11 protein-coding genes are annotated in these 19,004 nt (G+C 69.2%); 4 read left to right on the top strand and 7 right to left on the bottom strand.

The features are described from left to right. The first annotated feature begins 8 nt into the window (after positions 1-8). Positions 9-137, top strand: coding sequence for a hypothetical protein (locus ACWC9R_RS12070; RefSeq protein ID WP_450730835.1), 129 nt, complete (start codon positions 9-11; stop codon positions 135-137). Here ACWC9R_RS12070 and ACWC9R_RS12065 read toward each other — a convergent pair. The 3 genes from ACWC9R_RS12065 to ACWC9R_RS12055 all read right to left on the bottom strand — a co-directional run bounded on the left by ACWC9R_RS12065 (position 134) and on the right by ACWC9R_RS12055 (position 5,293). After that, complete coding sequence (locus ACWC9R_RS12065) at positions 134-2,059, bottom strand: hypothetical protein (protein WP_450730834.1); 1,926 nt, start codon at positions 2,057-2,059, stop codon at positions 134-136. The genes ACWC9R_RS12070 and ACWC9R_RS12065 overlap by 4 nt on opposite strands. Before the next feature lie 421 nt (positions 2,060-2,480). Further along, entirely contained in the window at positions 2,481-2,624 is a 144-nt protein-coding gene (locus tag ACWC9R_RS12060) for a hypothetical protein (protein WP_450730833.1), read from the bottom strand. Between the two features lie 251 nt (positions 2,625-2,875). Continuing rightward, complete coding sequence (locus ACWC9R_RS12055) at positions 2,876-5,293, bottom strand: Helicase associated domain protein (protein WP_450730832.1); 2,418 nt, start codon at positions 5,291-5,293, stop codon at positions 2,876-2,878. A 523-nt stretch (positions 5,294-5,816) separates the two neighbouring features. On the opposite strand from ACWC9R_RS12055, the gene ACWC9R_RS12050 reads away from it, so the two are divergent. From ACWC9R_RS12050 to ACWC9R_RS12040, 3 genes are read left to right on the top strand one after another with little or no spacing between them, the layout of a single operon-like run. Next, positions 5,817-6,836 carry an ABC-three component system protein gene (locus ACWC9R_RS12050; RefSeq protein WP_450730831.1) on the top strand — a complete coding sequence of 340 codons (1,020 nt, stop codon included), beginning with the start codon at positions 5,817-5,819 and terminating at the stop codon, positions 6,834-6,836. After that, complete coding sequence (locus ACWC9R_RS12045; protein ID WP_450730830.1) at positions 6,833-7,309, top strand: ABC-three component system middle component 2; 477 nt, start codon at positions 6,833-6,835, stop codon at positions 7,307-7,309. The genes ACWC9R_RS12050 and ACWC9R_RS12045 overlap by 4 nt, the downstream gene beginning before the upstream one ends. Then, a complete protein-coding gene (locus tag ACWC9R_RS12040; RefSeq protein WP_450730829.1) occupies positions 7,302-9,164 on the top strand; it encodes a hypothetical protein in 1,863 nt (620 codons plus the stop codon). The genes ACWC9R_RS12045 and ACWC9R_RS12040 overlap by 8 nt, the downstream gene beginning before the upstream one ends. Before the next feature lie 153 nt (positions 9,165-9,317). On the opposite strand, the gene ACWC9R_RS12035 is transcribed toward ACWC9R_RS12040, so the two are convergent. Genes ACWC9R_RS12035 through ACWC9R_RS12020 form a run of 4 tightly spaced genes read right to left on the bottom strand, consistent with a single transcriptional unit; the run spans position 9,318 to position 18,736 of the window. Beyond that, positions 9,318-10,622: a DUF2399 domain-containing protein gene (locus ACWC9R_RS12035; RefSeq protein ID WP_450730828.1), complete on the bottom strand. Its 1,305-nt coding sequence runs from the start codon at positions 10,620-10,622 to the stop codon at positions 9,318-9,320. After that, positions 10,622-15,934, bottom strand: a complete 5,313-nt coding sequence (locus ACWC9R_RS12030; RefSeq protein ID WP_450730827.1) for an SbcC/MukB-like Walker B domain-containing protein — start codon at positions 15,932-15,934, stop codon at positions 10,622-10,624. Before ACWC9R_RS12030 ends, ACWC9R_RS12035 begins: the two co-directional genes overlap by 1 nt. After that, entirely contained in the window at positions 15,927-17,228 is a 1,302-nt protein-coding gene (locus tag ACWC9R_RS12025) for a DUF2398 family protein (protein WP_450730825.1), read from the bottom strand. Before ACWC9R_RS12025 ends, ACWC9R_RS12030 begins: the two co-directional genes overlap by 8 nt. Next, entirely contained in the window at positions 17,225-18,736 is a 1,512-nt protein-coding gene (locus ACWC9R_RS12020) for a DUF2397 family protein (protein ID WP_450730823.1), read from the bottom strand. The genes ACWC9R_RS12025 and ACWC9R_RS12020 overlap by 4 nt, the downstream gene beginning before the upstream one ends. Positions 18,737-19,004 lie beyond the last annotated feature (268 nt).

The following is a 19,004-nucleotide window of genomic DNA, read 5'->3' as shown; positions in this document are numbered from 1 at the left end:
CGACGGGGGTGGGCGTGGAGCTGACGGCGTTCTTCAGCGGCGGCGACGGGTGGGGACAGCCCTGGGTGCTCGACGTCGGGCTGGTCGAGTCCCTGCGGTTGGGCGCGAACGCGCTGCTCCACGTCTGGCGGCCCTAAAACTTCGGCTCGTAGGGAACATACAGCCAGGCATCGACTGAATCTTCAAGTCCCTCCTGAGGTAGCGGTGTGTACCTCGTGGGGTCGACGAAGTCCATTAGATTATCTGGAGCGGAGGAACGGGCATAGGTAGACACCAGACATACTGTCGTCGAACCTGACTCCTGGATTCCTGCGCGCACTTTCTGGGCCCATTTCGCCAGCCGTGCCGCAACAACAAAAGAGGAGTCATCCTCTTGAACCCTGTCCTTCACTGTATGAACACCTGCGTGCATGCGAATATCAATCGCCCTCTTATTTCCCAACATGAGCAGGCGCTTCGCCATAAGCGGCAGCAGGTATCCAACGAGGAAGCTTGCTGAATTTTCTGACAATACCGCAACCGAGATCCCACCCTTCGACCATTTGCCGACTTCGATCCCTACTTTCCCCAAGCCTTGCGGAATGTCCCCCTGAAGAGATTCAAGACTTGACTCCATCTGCGCAACGGCTTCCTCGACAATTTCAAAGTCGCCGCTTGCAGTAAGGGAGGCGATGAGGAGGCACTTAGGGGCGGCGCGGGGTGGCACGGCCCTGAACCAGATTTTCATGGGAGTCGCATCCCCCGCAAGATTTACACAGCTAACCCATTCGCCGAAATTTTGTCTTACTGGGTCGGCATTTTCCAAGAATGCGGAATCGCTCATGCAGGCTATAACGCCAATATCGTCAGTGTTCAACGCATCCTGAAGCGTCATGCTCACTCGCTGCGCCTCCATCTCATCGAAAAGCGCTCCGGTACATTCACCGTTGCTATCGGACCGACAGAGGCCGAAGTGCATAAATATCCGAATCTGGGGACGGATGTTTCTGTATTCATTCTCAGCCCAATCTCGCCGGATCAGGTCGTCAAACCTTCGCAGGAGCAGCTGGGCCAGAGACGGCACCTCCTCCTTCGCGGCAAAGAACACAAGGAGCGTGCCATCCGTATCGCTATCCCGGCGATGGTACGAAAAGTTTCCCTGATCTACCTCCCCAAGGGCATCCTCGACGAGTTCCCTGAGTCGAAGCTTCGAAGGGAATGGAAGGAGCGGCGCGTTAATCCACTCTACGGTGCAGGCGAGGACCTCGACAATGTTCGAGGTAGTCGCTACTGAAGCTCGCCCAGCGGTGGCGACGGACACCACTGCACCGGAGGAGCCGACTTCCAGGCGCAGAGACCGGATCGCCTCCTTGACATCCGCAAGGGACAACTGGCGTTGTCCGTCTGCGACTTGCCGCGCCACCCAGTCCGCTCCGGCGTGCATCGCCTCCTCGTCGAAGCGCAGCCCTGTGGCAACCATCAGCATCCGCAGGTGCTCGTGCAGGTGCATCACGTCCCGCGCCAAGTCGAAGCGCAGCACCTTCAACAGACCCAGCAGCTCCTCCTCGCTTAGACCAGCTCCCTCGGCCCAACGTCCGCGGGCCTGCCCCTTCTTCGATCTCCGTCCCTGCTGCGCTGCCTTGGGCACGAGCAGTTGGGTGCGGGAATCCCGAAGCGAGATGAGCGGGTCCTCGGCGTCCGGGGACCGGTTGCTCAGCAGGGCAAGATCGACCGGAGTGTTGTCCTCGGTGAGCTGCTGCCAGGCCTGCGCCAGCTTCCGTAGGATCGACGGGCCACCCTGATCGCTGAGCTTGAGCAGGTAGTCCTCGTTGACCGGGGTGGAACTGTCCGCGGCGTACTTGACCTGCATGTAGGTGTGTGGCGGCGTCTTTCGGTACAGGACGACATCATCCACGTTCCCTACGCCGTCGACCTCGACGCCGACCGCTACGACCGGGTTCGGTGCGTGCAACGCCGCGTCCCGCACCGCGGTGACGCACCCCTGCCAGGCCACCAGCCACTGGTAACGGTCACCGGCGATACGGACGCCCGTCGAGCTCGGGGCAGGCAGGTCAGGCACTGAAACGATCTCCCAGGAGTCGGGGCACCGCACTTGCGGCCATGCTCAGCAGATCATCGCCGCAAGCAGGACCGATCCGAAAGCTCGTACATCCTTTGGGGTGCGGCGGCGGTCAATTGGCGTCGGCTCGGTCGACCAGCACATTCGATGCCGGCTCCGATCCATCCGGTGTGCAGCCTCGGAGGCGATGCCGCGGTTCACCGGCCGGGTGGAGCCCTCCCCCGCCAGCGTTCACCAGCCTTCGCAGTGCCCGTCGGCCGGATCGCCGCGCTCACCGGCAGCCGACAGCACCGCGATGCTTGTGAGGTACGCACTCACGATGCGTACGTTCAACAGAGTCTCCTCTCCCGGTCGTTGGAGGGCACACTGGGCAGTGAGGCGGGCCCCATCCGCGTAGTCGGGGCCCAGGGACGAAACCCGCTTACGAACGGATGATGAAGATCGTCGTGTCGAGGCGGGGACCGCGCTGCTGGTGGTCGGTGCAGTGGCAGGTACCGATGCGAATGCGGACGGGGTGACGGTCGCGGTCGATGACCGCGATGACAACAGAGGGCAGAGCGAGCACGTACGCCTCGTGCCGCTCCCACGGTGGCCGGTGGCACCGCCTGCGGCAGTCCGCCGTCGCTCGACTGGCGGCTCCTGGGCGCCGGTGCCGTGCAAGGGCGCCACGCCCTGCATACCGTCAGCGGACAGCCCGCTGTGACAGGCAGCGCGGCTGGCGGTCCCGCGCTCCCTCGCACGTTGCGCGGGTCCGCCACCCCACCCCTGTGCCCTCGTGGGGCTGGCCGCGTAGGCGTGGACTTGCGTATGTGTGCGTCAGGCCAGGGTGGTGGGAGCGGCGGTGTCTTCGGTCCAGTCGCCGTCGAACAGGCCGGCGACCAGGCGGGCGTGCTCGTCGGGGAGTTGGTCGGCGCGGTGTTTGGTGCGGGCCTTGGCGAGCCAGGCTCCGATTCTGACGGTTTCGCCGTCGACGCGGATCGACTCGCGGGCGGTGGGGGCGCGGCATTCGCGATGGAGGAAGAGTTCCAGGAGTTGGACAGTCTGTTCAAAGGTGCGGCGGGTACGGCGGGTAGGGGCCAGCGGGTTGTTGTCGTGGGTCAGGCCGAGGCCGGACAGGAGTCGCTGCTGGTCGGGGTGGAGGGTGTGCCAGGTGGTGAGCTGGCGGTGCAGCCAGGCGCCGATCTTCACCGTGCCGAGCAGGGTGTCGTGGGAGAGGGCAGCCGGGTCGTGGCCGGCAGTGAGATGGCCGTGGAGCAGGTGGTACTTGCGGTGCCAGTCCGCGCCGTGGGGCAGGCGCCAGTGGGGATCGAGTGCGGCTAGGTCGGCGGCCCGTGCCGGGTCCAGCTGGTCTTTGGTGGCGAGGTGGCGTTGTTCGGCGAGCCAGGCGCCGATTTTGGTGGTGGCGGGGGCAGCCAGATGGCCGTGGACGGCGTGGTAGTCGCCAGCCGCGGTCAGACGGGCGCGCCAGGCGGCGGCGTGCTTGTCCCAGATCATGTTCAGGGCGTCGAGTTCGGCGATCCAGTCCGCTTCCAGGCGGCCGGCGGTGTACGCGTCGCGCATGGTGGTGATGAAGCGGCCGAGTTCAAAGCCTGCCGGGTCGGTGTGGTCGGCGGGGACGTCGAGGTGGCCGTAGGTGTCGTGGAACGCCTGGGCGGAGACCAGGCCTTCGCGGCGGGTCCGGGTGAGGGCACCGTGGGGGTTGAACGCGATGAGGTCCATGGCGCGGGCGATGCATTCGGGGTGGGTCGTGTAGTCGAAGTGCCAGCGGTGCTGGATGAGGCGGCTGGTCTCGGTGGTGAGGCGGTTGGTCTTGTTGGGGAGGCGTTCGAGGATGCGGTGGTCGTGGCTGGCCAAGGCGGTGGTGATGGCCCAGACGGGTTCGTAGGCGGTGCCGAGGATGTTCTCGGGGTCGTCCCTGGGCGGGATGTAGACGGGGACGATGAGGCTGGCGGTCTTGCCGGAGACGTCCAGGCGCAGGGCGCGGCCGAGGCCCTGGACGCAGCGGATGATGCTGCTGGTGGGGTCGGCGAAGACGACGGCGTCGACGCTGGGGATGTCGATGCCTTCGGCGATCACCTTGGCGTTGGTGAGGATCGCGCACGGTGAGGCGGCGAACCGGGCGAAGATATCGGAGCGTTCGTCGGCAGTGTGGTCGCCGTGGACGAAGAAGACGTCTGGGTCAAGGCCAGGGAAGCAGGCAGGGTCGGCTTTACGGAGGCGGCGCAGGGTGTGGGGCAGTTCGCGGGCGAAGCGGATGGAGTCTTCGACGAGGTTGAAGAAGACCAAGACCCGACGCATGGAGTGCTTCGCCATGGCGTTCAGGACGGCGAGGTGGAGTGCGGTGGTGCGCAGCGCATCCTCGGGTTCCGAACCAAAGCTTGTGGCTGTGCCGGGGGCGGGGAGGTTGAGGCGGGCGCGGAGCTCGGTGTCGGTGACGGTGGGGACCACGATGCGGTAGTCCGCGGCCACGTCGTCGGCGATGGCCTGCGCTAGGGGGTACTCGAAGACCTTCTTTCCGTAGACGGCTTCGTTGTCCATGCTGTTCGCCGCCGCGTCCGCGTCCGGCTCGGGGGTCGTGCGCGGCCGGCGGCGGGCGGTGCTCGCGGAGTCGGTGAGGTCGGGGGCGGCGAAGCTGCGCGGGGTGGCGGTCATGTAGAGGCGGCGGTCTGCGTGGATGCGGCTGCCGTCGTTGATGACGGCCCACTTCTTGTCTGCGCGGCCGGCGATGCGGTGTGCCTCGTCCATGATCGCGAGATCGAAGGGCGGCACGGTGTAGCGGGTGTGCTGTGTCGCCTCGATCTTGTCGAGGGAGTCGTAGGTGCAGATCACCGTCAGGGCGGGGACCTGATCGTCCCTGTCCCCCACGACCGACATGAGCGCGGCCAGCGCCTCGGGGCTGCTGGTCGAGCCGACCCTGCGGGCGGCCAGGACGTCATGGCTTGCGGCGTCCATCGAGGACACGATCACCATGTGCTCCAGGTGCCCGTCCCGGCGCCATGCAAGCGCGGTCTGCGCGGCCAGGTCCAGCGTGGGTACGACCACCAGAACCAAGCGCGCGGCGAGTTCGTCCGCAGCCCGGATCGACACCAGCGTCTTGCCCGTCCCCGTCGCCGCCACATACAGGGCTCGGGTGTTCGGGCGGCGCAGGTGCCGGGCCGCGGCCCCCAGCCCCTGCACCTGGTCCGGGCGCAGCGCGGGGCGGAGGGAGAGGGGGGAGTCGACCGGGGGGACCATGCGGGACATCATGCCGCACAGGCTCCAGCCTGCAGATGCGCGGTTGAAGGGCTGGGCTGGGCTGGGCGGGCCGGCCCGGTGTGCGACCTGGTCAGCGTCGCGTGGCCGGGGGCGGTTCAGCACTGGGAGGAACGGGGCCGCTCCCCCGCACGGCAGCCCTGCACAGGGCACGGCAGAAGCCACGGGGGCTCTCAGCGAAGGCGCCAGGCACACGGTGGTCAGGGCCGGGTCAACGGCCGTCGGCTCCGGGCACCCGTTCCTGTTCCTGTTCCTGTTCCTGTCGCAGCATCCGGTGGGTGGAGGCCGGAGGCGGCGCCGTCGTGGCGGTGTCTGGCTGAGTCCCCTCTGTCCATGGTGTGGAGATGGTGATAGGAACGTCTTGGTTTGGGGTTCCACTTGATGCGCGACCGGGGGATCAATGAGCACGTCGGGGTGGTCGTCCGCGTTCCACGCTGAGCCTCTTTTTTCCGAGCTGCCGAAACCGTCGCAGACCCCAGTGACAGTGGTCTCCCCCATGATGGCCATGCCGCCCACGCTGACGCCCAAGCAGATCCTTGTGCACCACTCGGCCGACGACTGGGAGGAGTTCATCTACGAGTGGGTAATCGCGCTCAAGGAGGCCGAGTACGTGGACGTGGTACGCATGGGGGGGTCCAACGACCGTGGCGCGGACATCGCCGCCTTCCTGACCCAGAGGAAGACCGACGGCCCCTGGCACTGCTTCCAGTGCAAGCACTACGACAAGGCGATCGGAGCGGCCACCGCGTACCCGGAGATCCTCAAGATCCATTCCGCGGTCGCGGAGCGGCAGTACCGGGTGCTGCCTGAGCGGTACGTCTTCATCGCGCCGAAGGTCGGCGCCTCCTTCGTCCAGCTCCTGGCGAAACCGTCGGCTCTCTGCTCAGGATTCTTCGACTGGGCGAAGAAGAACGCGGCGAAGCTCGCCCAGGAGTACCGCGAGGGCTCTTTGGAGCGGGCCTTGGACCTCGCCCGGCGGTCGGACTTCTCGAGGTTCGAGGCTGGCAACCTCGACACCATCCTTAAACAGCACGCCACCACCCCCCACCACGTCAGACGGTTCGGCGCCCCTCTTCCCAACAGGCCGGCCCGCCTCCCGGCCCCCGCCGAGCACGCGCCTGAGGAAGCCCGCTACATCCAGCAGCTCCTCGACGTCTACTACGAGAAGTGGGGCTGCCCTCCCTCACCGGATGCGGCACACGCGCACCCGAAGGCGGGACGGAACCTGCAAAGGCAGCGAGAGGGCTTCTACCGCGCCGAGCAGCTGCGCATCTTTGCGCGGGACAGCGTCCCCCCAGGCACGTTCGAGTCCTTGCAGAACGCCGTGTACAGCGGGGTCGCGGAAGTCGAGGAGGACGACTTCGAAACCGGCTACGAGCGGCTCAAGGCCGTGCTCGCGGCCGCCAGGATCATGGAGCTGGGAACCAACGTGCTGCTGCAGGTGGTGGACCCGGACGACCGCAAGGGCATCTGCCACCAGCTCGCCAACGACGACCGCCTCACGTGGGTCCAGGAGGAGCTGTGAACCCCCTGAACAGCCCTCTCGAGGTCGGCATGCGCACCCTGGTCCTGCTCACGGCGGCGTTCCCCGAGCCGCTGGACGTGGCCCGGCTGGTGTACCTGGACCACGTCATGCTGCACAGCGGCGAACTGGACGGCCCGCCCAGCCTCCACCCCTCGCTGCCAGCCGGGCCGGGGGAACTCGCGATGAGGCGGCACCTGGTGGAGCAAGGCCTGCTCGTGCTGATGCGGGCCGGGCTGGCCGACGTGGAGCCCACCGCGGACGGCCTGCTGTACCGGGCGAGCGAGGAGGGCCCTGGGTTCATCGACATCCTCGAGGCGCCCTACGTCGGCGCGTTGAGGGACAGGGCGACATGGGTAGTCGCCGCCCAGTCGACGCCCCAGCTTGACGTCCGCGCTGCGACACGGGCCATCACCGACCGGTGGGCCCGCGACTTCGACTCACAACCGCCTGCCCCGGGAAGTGACCATGCCTAGCATCCGGCTTCTGCACCTGACTTTCGCCGGCGCCGACCGGGAGAGGGCGCAGGTCGCCTTCGACCCGAAGTTGACCGTGATCTACGGCGCCTCGGATACCGGAAAGTCGTTCGTTACCGAGGCCATCGACTACATGCTGGGGGCGCGCAAGCTCAGCCTGATCCCCGAGGCCGAGGGGTACTCGCAGATCCTGCTCGGCTTGGAGCTCCCCGACAGCAGCGTCGTCACCCTCGTCCGGGGCCCCCAGTCCAGCCGGGTCAGCGTCTTCAACGCCGACGTGCGGGACCTTGTCTACCGGGCTGCGGACTTCGAGCTGAGCGTGAGCACCAGGGGCTCGAACAACGTCTCCCGCTACCTCTTGGACAGGCTCGGGCTCGAGGACGCGCTGATCGCGACGAATGACACCGGCGGCACCAAAGCTCTGGGGTTCCGCGACCTGCTGCACCTGTGCCTGGTCAGCGAGACGCGGATGGTGTCCAAGGTATCGCCGGTCCTGCGCTCCACCGGCACCAGCGGGCAAACGGCCCACAAGTCCGTGCTGAAGCTGCTCTTGACCGGACACGGCGAACCGGCGGCCGATGCCCGGCCCAACGCGGCCCAGCGACGGCTGCAGAAGGGAAAGATCGGACTGCTGGACCAGCTGGTCCTCGACCTGCAGCGCCAGCTCGACCCGCAAGGAGGCAACGAGGGCGAGCTGGCGGAGCAGCTGCGGCGCCTTCTCGGATACCAGGACACCATCGCGTCGTCGCTGCGGGAGATCTCCTCACGGCACGCCGAGGCCGTGGCCCGCAGAGCGGGACTCGCCGTCACCCTCGGCCAGTACGACCAGCGCCTGGCAGAGATCGACGACCTGCTCGGACGCTTCGGGCTGCTGCGGAGCCAGTACGAGTCCGACCTCGCCCGCCTGGCGATGGTCAGTGAAGCGGGCGGCCTGCTGGGGTACTTCCGCACGGGCCCGTGCGTGTTCTGCGGCGCAGACCCCGCGCACCAGACGGCGGGGCACGACCTGCAGGAGACGACCGCCCTCCACGCGGCAGTCACGGCCGAGAACACCAAGACCCGTCACCTGCTGTCCGACCTTCACCTGACCATCGACGGTCTGCGGATACAGCGCGAGGAGCTCGCCGGACAGCGGCAGGAAAGCGCGGCACAGAGCGGCCGGGCCGACCTCGAAATCGCACGCATCGAGGAGGAGTTGCGTCCCGTGGAGGGCCAGGCCGCAGAAGCGATGGCGGCCCGCTCCCGGGTCGAGAGGGAACTCGGGCTGCACCAGCGGATCCAGGAGCTCGAAGAGGTCCGTGCCGGGCTGGTCGCTGACGGGGCCGTCCCCGGCGGCCGCCCCACAGGCAGTATCCCGGCAGGTACTGTCGCGGCGTTCGACCGCGCCATCGAGCGCACCGTCGAGGCCTGGCAGATCCGTCTGCACGGCGTGTCCTACGACCAGTACACCGCGGAGCTGTTCGTGGGCGACCGTGCCCGCGCCGGCCACGGCAAGGGAATGCGCGCGGTGCTGCATGCCGCGTTCGCCGTCTCGCTGACCGAGTACTGCCTGGACAAGGAACACCCCCACCCCGGCTTCGTCATCCTCGACTCCCCCTTGGTCACCTACCGCCAGCCCGGCGGTACGCGGCGCACCGACGACGAGAACCTGCCCGACAGCGTCATCGACTACTTCTACCGCGACCTGTTCCACCGCTTCGCCGGGCAGGCAATCGTCGTGGAGAACAGCGACCCGCCCGCCGACATCGCGCGGGACGCACAGGTGTACCTGTTCACCCGCGACCCACAAGACCACCGCTTCGGCTTCTTCCCGGTCGGGGCGGAGGCACCGGGTAGCAGTCTGGGCGAGGACTGAGAGGGCTGCCCCACCCCAGCCGTGCGGGGCAGCCCTGCCGCGTGGCTGGGCGTATCTCCCCTGGTCTGGGGCGTTGCGCGCGAGGAAGTTGGCCCCCAGCCAGCCCACCCTCGGAGGCAGCACGACTCGTTGGCCCGGTGCGCGTCCCCGCAGTCACGTGCAGCCGGGGAGCGCGGTTCCGGCGGAGCGCTGCACGACCGGTGCTTCGCGGCTGGTACCGGGGTGCAGGGGGTCGGACGTGCTAGGGCCGAGCAGCATGTCGACGATGACTCTGTTCTCCTGGTAGATCCTGCCCTCGACGCCGCTGCGGCCGCGGGGAGGCTCATGGTCGTCTGCTCCGCTGTCGGCTCGCGGCGGCTGGCTCCAGCCGGGCTCGGCGTCAGCAGCGCTGCGGTGCGCGGCTGCGTCCATGGCGACGGGTGTGGCGTGGTACCGCTGGTGGACCGCCGTGGCAATGGCGTGGCCCCAGGGGTCGTGGTCCCCGGCGTACTCGACGGCGAGGCCCGCGTCGCGCGCGAGAGCGAGCAGTGTGTGGTCGACGGCGCTGAGGGTTCCTCTGGTGCAGGCGAGCGGTTTGGTGACGCCGCGTTCGAGTGCTTCGTCGATGAGGGAGACGTTCTCGACGACGAGCAGCCGCTGGCTGACCTCGAGGGTCGGCGGGTGCGCGGTGAGGTCGTGCAGTGTGAGGTGGACGGGGCGCCGGTCCTTGTAGGCGAGGTTGAGCGCTCGGTCGGTGGGGCCGTCGCCGGTGGCCTGGACGTTGAGCAGCAGGACGGTCTGGGACAGGCGGTCGGCGACGATGCCGAGCCGGGCCAGGAGGGCGCGCTCGGCCGCCGGCGTGTCGGGCTGTCCTGCGTTTAGGAGGTCGCGGGCCAGGAGGACGAGTAGTGCGCCGCGGCCGTGGTCGTTGAGGTCGAAGTAGTGGGGGTTGACCGCGCAGTGGTGGGCGAGGCGAGCCAGTGACAGTGACCTGGGCAGTGGGAGGAGTGCACGGGCACGTACGAGGGCGTCGATGAGGAAGCGTCGTTCCGGGAGGGTGTCTTCGCCGATGCCGTAGGAGTGCAGCCGCTCGGTGAGGAGTGGGGCGTCGGGCAGCACGTGGGCGGCGTGCGAGTCGATCTCTGCGCGCAGGAGGCGGGCCGCCGTTCGCGTGCTGGCAGTGTCGGGGATGCGGATCCCTGCGTCTTCGATAAGGTCGCGCAGGTCGTGGTGCGTGCGCCCGAGGGCGGCCAGGACCCGGGGCACGGGAATCGTTGTGCCTTTGCCGCCGTCGCGGAGCGGCCGGACGCGTCCTGGGCTTGCGGTGTGGGCGAGCCAGCCCGCGATGCGCGCTCTGGCTGGGCGGCTGAGGGGGACGGTGACGGTCTTGATGGTGGCGGGGTCGGCTCCTTGGGCCAGACGGTCGGCCAGGGACTGCCACAGGGGCCGGATGTCGGGGTCGTGGAGGTCGCTGGGCATCAGGCGCTCCCCTCGGGTTCGGGCTGCTCGTGGGGGCGCGGTGTGGGGACGCCTGCGCGGATGCGGGTGGTGTGCGGGGTGCCGGTGCCAGTCCAGATGCTTGGGATGGTGTAGCGGGCGGTGCGGGTCTTGTGGATGCGGTGGATGCCGATGGACTGGGTCTCGGCGACCAGAAGCGGCCGCATGGAGGGCAGGGTGACGACGGCGTCGAAGTCCCAGGTCCGTAGGAGTTCGAGGAGTTTGCGGAGGTTGCTTGAGTCAAGGGCGGCATCGAGTTCGTCGATGAAGACCATGTGCGGTCCCTCGTAGTCCTTGGTGGAGTAGAAGGCATGTGCTGCTGCGAGCAGCGGCAGCATGGTGACCAGTCGCTTCTCCCCTCCGGAAAGGCTTGCGAGGGGGTTATTGCGGGTGGTCAGGGTGCGGAAGACCTCCGTGTCGCTGGCGGGGTCGTCGCGGAAGTCGTTGTGGGTGAGCGCGATTTCCCACGTGAACCAGTTGCGGTAGTTGAAGACGTGCTCCACGCGCTTGGCCCATGTGGGGTAGTTGGCCTCTTCGCTCTTGAGCTGTTCGACGAAGAAGTCGTACATGCGGTCGAAGTCGCCTGCGAGGTCGGCTTGCTGGATGAGTTGGAGTGCCTGGCGGGCGACCGCGTCGTCCTTGGGCAGCCATTGGAGGCGGATGCCGACGTTGGCCACGCCGGTCCGGACTCCGTCGAGGGTTCGGGTGATGTCTTCGACGATGCTGCGTGCCGTGTCGATCCGGGTGTTGATGTCTCTGCGCAGCTCGGAGAAGACGACGCCCTTAACCTCATTCTGCACCTGTTCGCTGAAGTCGTTCTCCAGCCTGGTGATGGTGCGTGCGAGGTCGTCCAGGATGGCGCCGAGGGGCTGGATGCGGGTCTGCGCGGTGCCGGTGTCGCCGCCGTGGCCGAGGTGGGTGACGGTGATGCGCCGCCATGCGGTGCCGGGGATGTCCTCGGCGACGATGTGGCGGTTGATCTCGATGAGTCTGCTGAGGTTGTGCCTGATACGGCGGTCGAGTTGCGTCCTGGCCTCGCTCTCGGCCGCGGCTGCCTGCTCCAGAGCCAGTGTGTCGCCGAGGCCCCGCTGCTCGAGGAGCGCTTGCGCGATATGGAGGGCGTCCTCCGGTTCGGGGCGGTGGAGGCTTTCGCTGTCTGCGAGTTCGGCGGCCAGGCTGTGGTCGAACAGCGCCTGCAGCTGGCTCAGGGCTGCTGCTCGGCTCTCTCCGGCCGCCTCGAGGCGGGCGGTGCGGTCTCGGGAGTTGTCTCCCTTGCGGGAGTGGTCGAGGCGGGCCTGCTGGTCGGCGGCCCTGCGCTCCGTGAGGCGGCTGTCCAGGTCGCTCTGTTCCCTGAGGCGTCGTTCGAGTTCGGCGGACAACTGCCGGTAGGGGCGCTCATGCTGGCGTACCTCCTCGCTGTGACGGTGGCGTGCCTGGTCGGCGGCGTGTTGGTCGTCGTCGGCGCGTCGGCGCAGCCGTTCGGCCTGCTCTTTGGCGGCGGCTTCGCTGCTGAGGCCTCCTGCTGCGGTCTGGGCGGCGAACTGGGCGTGCAGGGCAGCGTCGCCCCAGTTGTTGAGCGAGGCGATGAGTGCCTGCAAGCGGCCGCGGTAGCGCTCAAGGGCCTCGGCTTCCTGCGGGAGTCCGGCGAAGGCGTTGTGCGCTGCGGAGCGCAGGCGGGAGGTGGCTGCGCTTAGCCGGCTCGTGTGCCGGCCCAGCATGGTCTCGGCTGCGGTCGCTTGGTTCGCCATCTCCCGCGCCAGCTGGTGGGCTCGGCCTGCTGCTTCCTGGGCTGGGGGCACCAGGCCGAGTTCGCTCGGGAGGTTCCTGCGGTCCTGTTCCGTTTCGTGTGCGGCTTGCCGTGCGCTGGTGAGTGCGCGGTGTGCCTGGGCGACCTCGGCCCGGGCCCTGGCCGCGTGCTCGTTGGCTGTGTGCAGGGTGCGGTTGGCCGCGATCGCGGACTTCGTGGCGACCGTCGTGGTGGCGGTGCGCCCGGTGAGTTCGGTGCACAGTGTCAGGGCGGCTTCCACGGCCTGCTGGCTCATGGGGAGGCGCGCGTCTTCGCAGGCCTGTTCCGCGGTGCGTGAGGTGGACTGTCGGTGTCTCTCCGCGGTCGCGGCGGCCTGGGCCGTGTCGTGGGCGGCGGTGTTCTCGGCTTCGGCCTCGGCGGTAGTGGTAGCGGCGGTGTCTTCGGCGGTGCGCCAGGGTGCCGGGTCGGGGCTGGCCTGTTCGCGGTCGGCGGCGGCGAGGTCGTCCTTGAGGGTTCCGACAAGGGTGCGGGATGCGGCCACTGCGCTGGCCGCGCGGCAGCGGTTCTCCTCAAGGTCGGCGAGGAGTTGCTGACGGGCGCGTTCGCGGGCTGCGGCGCCGATGTGGCAGGCGCCCCAGGCGGCCGGGGAAGCGGCGGCCAGGGGGCCTAGGTAGGCGGTGCCGTCGATGCCGACGGCGGCCTGTCCGGGCAGTGGTCGTTCGCCGGGCTGCAGGAGGCGGACTCCTGCCAGGAGGCGGCGGATCAGCGCCGGGTCGACCGGGGCGTGGGAGTCGGGCACGAGAACGTCGGCCAGGGACGGCCCTTGGTGCTCGGGGGTGAGGATGAGAGTGGTGTCGCCGGCTGCCATCTCGCCGGTGGGCGAGATCCAGGCGTCCAGGAGACCGGCCGCGTGCAGGGCTCCTTCGAGCCGGTCGGCTTCGTCGGGCTGGAGGTGCGAGGCGAACTCGACCACCTCCCACAGGGGTGCGCCGGCCCGGTCGTGCCGCGGGGCCCTCCAGCACGGTGGGGCGGGAGGGCTGCCGCCCTGGCGGGCTCGGCAGATCTTCTCGTCGAGGTCTTCCAGGGATTCCTGCTCTGCGCTGAGGCGCAGTTCTGCCTCGGCGAGGCGCCCGGAGAGGGCCTCCACGGCGCTGCGGTGCGCTCTGGCGGTGTCCTGGGCGAGGCGGTGCGCCGCGTCGAGGTCGAGGGGGCCTCCCGAGGCCGGCAGGCGCAGCCCGGCCGGGTCGAGGACCTTCAGGTCTCGGGCCCATGTATGAACGCGGCTCGCCCAGGCGTGGGCTTCCTGGTCCGCGGTGCTCCGTGCCTCGCGGGCTGCCGCCTCTGCGGCGTCGGCGAGGGTTCGTGCCTGGCGGGCGCGAGCGTGGGCGGCAGCGGCGTGCTCCTGAGCGTGTGCGGCTTCCGCGAGGTCGCGGCCGGCCTGGCGGATCAGGAGCCCGCGGCGGCCGAAATCGTCGCGGGCGGCCTCCTCCAGGGTGTCGAGGAGGGCCTCGTCCGTGTCACAGGGCCCCGTTCTCGTGGAGCCGGGTCCTGCTGATGTGGTGCGGGTGGCGTTGTAGACGGCCTGCAGGAGGGCGTGCAGGGAGCCTGGCGTGCCGGCCAGCGCACCGGCCTGGACGCTGAGCGCGTCTGCGATGGCGGCGGCTCCTTGAGACGCCCCGGCAGCAAGTTCGCTTGCTTCGGCGGCACGCGCGGCTGCTTCGTCTGCGGCCTGGGATCGGGCGTCTGCGCGTTCTTCGCAGGCTCGGACGTCGAGCTTGGTGAGGGTGTTTGCGGCCTGTCCGTCTGCCCAGGCGCGGATGGCGTCCGCGTCGAGTGGGGTGGCGTTGCACAGGTCGTCCGGGAGCGCCGGGAGCCGCTTGAGACGGGTGCTGTACGTCGCCAGCGCGGCACGGGTGGCTTCCTCGGTCTGTTCGAGAGCGTCGGTCGCGTCGTGGGCGTGCGTCTCTGCTGCCTCAGCGTGCCGCCGCTTGTCCTCGTAGTCCTCTTGCGCGGCGCCGTGCTTGTCCTGCTCGTCGGCCAGGAGCTCCAGCGCTGTCTGGACGCGCTCGGCTGCCTGGGACTGTGCGCGGCCCCAGGCAGCTGCCTGTTCGCGGGCCGCTACGACGGTGTCGCTGTCGGCGGGTCCCTGATGCTGCCGGGCTTCTTCAAGAGCGCTGGCCAGCGGCTCGTAAAAAGGCGCGGCGCCCAGGTCCTGGGCGTGTCTGCCGAGGTCGTGTGTCGTCTTGGCCCAGGCCGCGAGGGCTTGGCGGGCAGTCTGCCGGGCGACTGCACTCTGCTTTTGGTGATCTTGGTGGACGGCTTCTGCCTGTTCGGCGTGCTGCAGGCTGTCGGCCGCGCGGTTCTCACAGTCCTGGGCGTTGCGACTGAGGTCTCCGAGGCTCGTACCGGGGTGCCCGGCAATCCGGTTCTCCAGGGTACGGATCGTGGCGCGCAGCTGCTCTGCGCGCTTCTCGTCCTTGTGGAGGGCCGCGGTGGCCTCGTTCTGCCGCTTCTGGGCGAGAGCCTCTGCGTTGAGTGCCTCGTCGCGGGCGGTGAGGGCGGCGGCGTGCAGGGTGTGGCGGGTGGTGTAGTTCACGGCGGTCGTGGTGGCGGCAGCCGCGACGTAGCGGCGGTAGGCGGCTCGGACGTCGGACAGGATGCCGCGCTCGGTGCGTGTCGCCTGCAGGTGGCCCTGGAGTTGTTCGGCCTTGCTCAGGGCGTCGGCGAGGCTTTGGACGCGGCGGGTTTCGAGGGCGGGCAGTGCGGAGGTGAGGGTCTCCTCCATGGTCCGGGGGCTGATCTTGTCTCCGGCCTGGACGCTGCGCAGGGCGCGCAGGACGGTGGCGAGGGCGTCGGTCTGGGTTCCATCGAGCGGCTGGTACATCAGCTCCCGGACTGTCTCCGGGTAGTCCTCCTCCCTGCGCAGTACGGAGGTGTGGTCCCGGCACTGCTGTTCCAGGCGGGGGGACGAGGTGAACAGCAGGCCGTCGAGTGCTTCCAGTTGGGCGGCGAGGTCGGTGATGGTGACGGGCATGCCGTCCCGTTCGAGGATGAGCTGGGCGTGGACGCGGGCGGGGACGAGGAACCAGGCTCGGTCCAGGGTGTTGCGCTGGCCTCCGCCGCTGTGCAGCCACAGCCCGGCTGTGAGCCATCGCGTGCGGGCGTGCGGGCCGTCGGGGTCGGTTCGTCCGTACTCCTGCCACCAGGTGCCGCTCTTGGGCGGTCCTGGCCTGCCGAGTGTGTGGATGGAGGTGAGCGTCCCGGCGGCCTCTGCGGCGGCGGAGAGGTTCTTGGCGGTGACGTTGCCGTCGATGAAGGTCGGGCACAGTACGGCGCTGGTCAGGGACTTCCCGGAGCCGTTCATGCCGACCATGGCGAGGCAGCCGCCTGCGTAGGCGAACTGCTCGTCGGTCCAGAGCCAGGAGTTGACCGCTCCGGCGCGGGTGGGCTGCCACCGCCCGCGGGCGGTGGGGTGCGGGTCGAGCGTCGGGATGTTGGTGAACGGTCCTGCCGCGTCGGCGAGGCCGTGGCGGGGGGTGTCACTCATCTCGGCTGTCTTCCTCGTGGGCTGGGGCGGCGGAGTGGGGACGGGGTGCGTCGGTGATGCTGAGCTGCCAGAGGTGGGCGGCGGGGGTGGGCTGCCAGCCGATGCCGGGCGGCGGGTCGGCGGTGCACGCGCCGATGGAGAGCAGGTGGTGCACTGCTGCTGCGGCGAGTGTTCTGGCCTTGCCTGCGCCTTGGTAGTTGCGGGCCCACCACGGCCGCTGACGGAGGTGGGCGGCGAGTGCGTCGCTGGCCCAGTGGAGGCCGAACCATGCCAGCGGGTCGTCCCGGCGTGTCAGGGCGTCGAGCAGGAGCAGGGCCGCCTGCTGCCCGACGGTGCAGCGTTGAGGGAAGGTCAGGTCCGTGGTGTGTCCGGCCGGGTCGGCGGTCATCCACCAGTCCTGGCGGACCGTGCAGGCGAGTCCGGCGGCCGCGGCGACGTTCAGTGCCTGCTCGCGGCCGCTCCAGGAGGAGAGGTAGGCGCCTGGCCCGGTGGCGGGGTCGGGTGGGAGGCCGGGGTCGTCCAGCACGGCGCGCAGTGCCGTGCGGCGGTGGTGGCGTGCGGTGTCGACGGGGGGCGCTCCCTCGGGCGGGGGTGCCTGGTCCGGGCAGAGGGCGGTGACGTGGCTGTCGGGGTCATCAAGGTCGATCGGGAGGATTGAGGGTGGCGGGCAGGCGATCAGCAGGGCGAGACGCTCACGGCGCGCGGTGATGGCCAGGTCTGCGTCCGTGCCCTGTTCGAGGACGTTCAGGGGCTGGTCGAAGGCAAGGAGGTGCCAGGACTCCAGCAGGCGCAGCGCGTCGATGAACGCCATGCGGTGTGCGGCGGCGGTGGCTTGCCGCTGGCCTGCAGGGGCGACCGGCTGGAAGCGGGGCAGCCGGCCGGTCGAGGCTTCGGTGCCGCATGCCTGGATGACGGCGCGCTGGAGGTGGTTGAAGGTGGTCTGGGCGGCGCGCCACATCTGCTCGCAGATCAGCGCGGTCAGGATCTGCACGAGAGGGGGCACGGGTGTGCGGGCGGACGGCCTGCTGCGGTGCAGGAGGGGGACGCGGCCGGCCGGCGGGTCGAAGCGGCGTTTGTACAGGCGGCAGATGCCTGCCTGGCGCTCGACGTGGAAACGCCAGCCGGGGTATTCGCTGAACCAGCCGGCGATCTCGTGGCGGTGGTGGCAGGCGAGGCGGAACTGCTCGGGGTCGTCCTCCTCGGCCAGGATCTGGCGGGCCAGCAGTGCCGCCACCACCGGTGCGGCTTCGGGGCTGAGCGGTGGCTGGTCGCCAGTTGGGGCTGCGGTGTTCATGCCGCCTCGCCCCCTTCTCGGGGCTTGGCGCACCGGATGCAGATGAGGAGGTCAGGGACGGTCAGCTTCCCTTCCTGCAGCACGACGCTCACGGGGCGGCCCGGTGTGCCAACCCACAAGGTCAGCTCGGCCCCCATCGTGGCCGCTCTGCCCGTGCCCGCTGCGTCGTCGAAGCTGTCGAGTGCTTCCTCGATCAGATCCACCAGGACTTCGACGTGGACGGTGTCCAGTCCTGCGAAGTGGGTCAGAGGGACCGCCCCGGGCGTTACGAGTGCTCTGGCGATCGTTTCCGTGCGCGCGATATCGGCGTCGTTGGCGGCTTCTGCCTCTCGTCGCCGTTCCGTGAGGTCGGCGACTTTGCGGGGTGCGCCGGTGGAGCGTGTGCCGCGGTCGTGGGGCCGCAGGACCAATCTGACGGGGTGTCCGCCCGCGCCGCTGGCGGTGCGGTGGGGTGCGAGGGACTCCTCGACGGCTTCCACGGGATGACGGGCGGGCCAGATACCGAAGGCTGCGGCGAACACCTTCTGGGTTCCGGTCTCGGTGGGCTGGGCGTGGAGCATCCGGGCGATCTGGCGGAAGTCCTCGCTGACGTCGCTGCCCCGCGCGCTCGCGTAGAAGCGCCGGTCGATGGCTCCCAGCAGGGCGTGGATGGCGTCTGCCGCCGCGTCGACCAGGCTCTCGATTGAGCCGTGGGGCACGAACCACGCCTCGAGGTCGGCCAGATCGCGCTCCCGGTCGGCCGTCCACGTCTGCTGCTCGGCCGGGTCGAGGATGCCCGCGCCGGCGATGGCGCGGCGGACGACGTTCCCGCTGCCCACCTCGGCCAGTGCGCCGAAGGCCGCCCTGACCTGGTCGAGGGCCTGCTCGGTACGGCGTGCGAAGTGCTGCAGGGCCAGGAGGATGTGGCGGCGGCTGGTGGTGAACACCACGTCGTCGGTGACGTCTCCCTGGGCGAGGGCGCCGACCGCGCTGTAGAAGTCCCCGCCTGCCTCCTGCAGTTGCTCCAGGTGTGCGCGGACCTGGTCCAGAGTGGGGTCCAGCATCTCGGCGTCCTCGTGGTAGTGCTGCAGCAGGGTCTGGAGGGTCTGTTCGATGGCGTCGAGCAGACGCGGTGGGAGCCGCAGGGTCCGGTTCAGCCGGCGGGCGATGTCCCGTACGCCGGCCACGACCACCCGGCCCCGCCGTGTGAGGGCCCACGCCTCGCGGCGCCGTCGTCCGTCGCTGAGGCTCTCCACGGCCGCGGTGTGGTCGACGCATGGCGTGGCGTAGCCGTGCGCCTTGAGAGCCTCGAGGACCTCGATGAGGTCCTCGTTGCCGACTGCGTTCTCGTAGCCCACCTCGGCCAGCAGCTTCCTGATCTCGGACAGTGCCCACATCGGGCCGCGGCTGCTCGCCACCAGCAGAGCGGCGAGCACGGCGACGGTCAGCCGCTGTCTCCCGGCCTGTCTGCCGTCGGTGAAGACGTCGAACATGTCGGTCTCCAGAAAGCTCCACCAGTCCTCGGCCACATGGACTCCCTTCCTCCGCTAAACGCGCACTGCCGCAGGTTCCATTCGCGGCTGCCGACCCCTGGGCAGGGGAGGACAGCCCCGTCCAGCGGTCCGGACGCGACGACTTCAACGAAGGTAGAGGAAGGGTCTGACAATTAGCACAAATAGAACATAATTCAGCATTTAGTTCATGCGTGTGAAGACAGCGCTCGCACCGAGGTGATGGCCTCGCGGTACCCGCAAGGCTGTCCGGATCGCGCCGTTCGCCGCTCCGAGGGTGGCGAAC

The sequence above is a fragment of the Streptomyces sp. NPDC001219 genome, assembly GCF_053597915.1.
The sequence above is the reverse complement of the archived record's forward strand: the minus strand, read 5'-3'. Positions and strand labels throughout refer to the sequence as shown.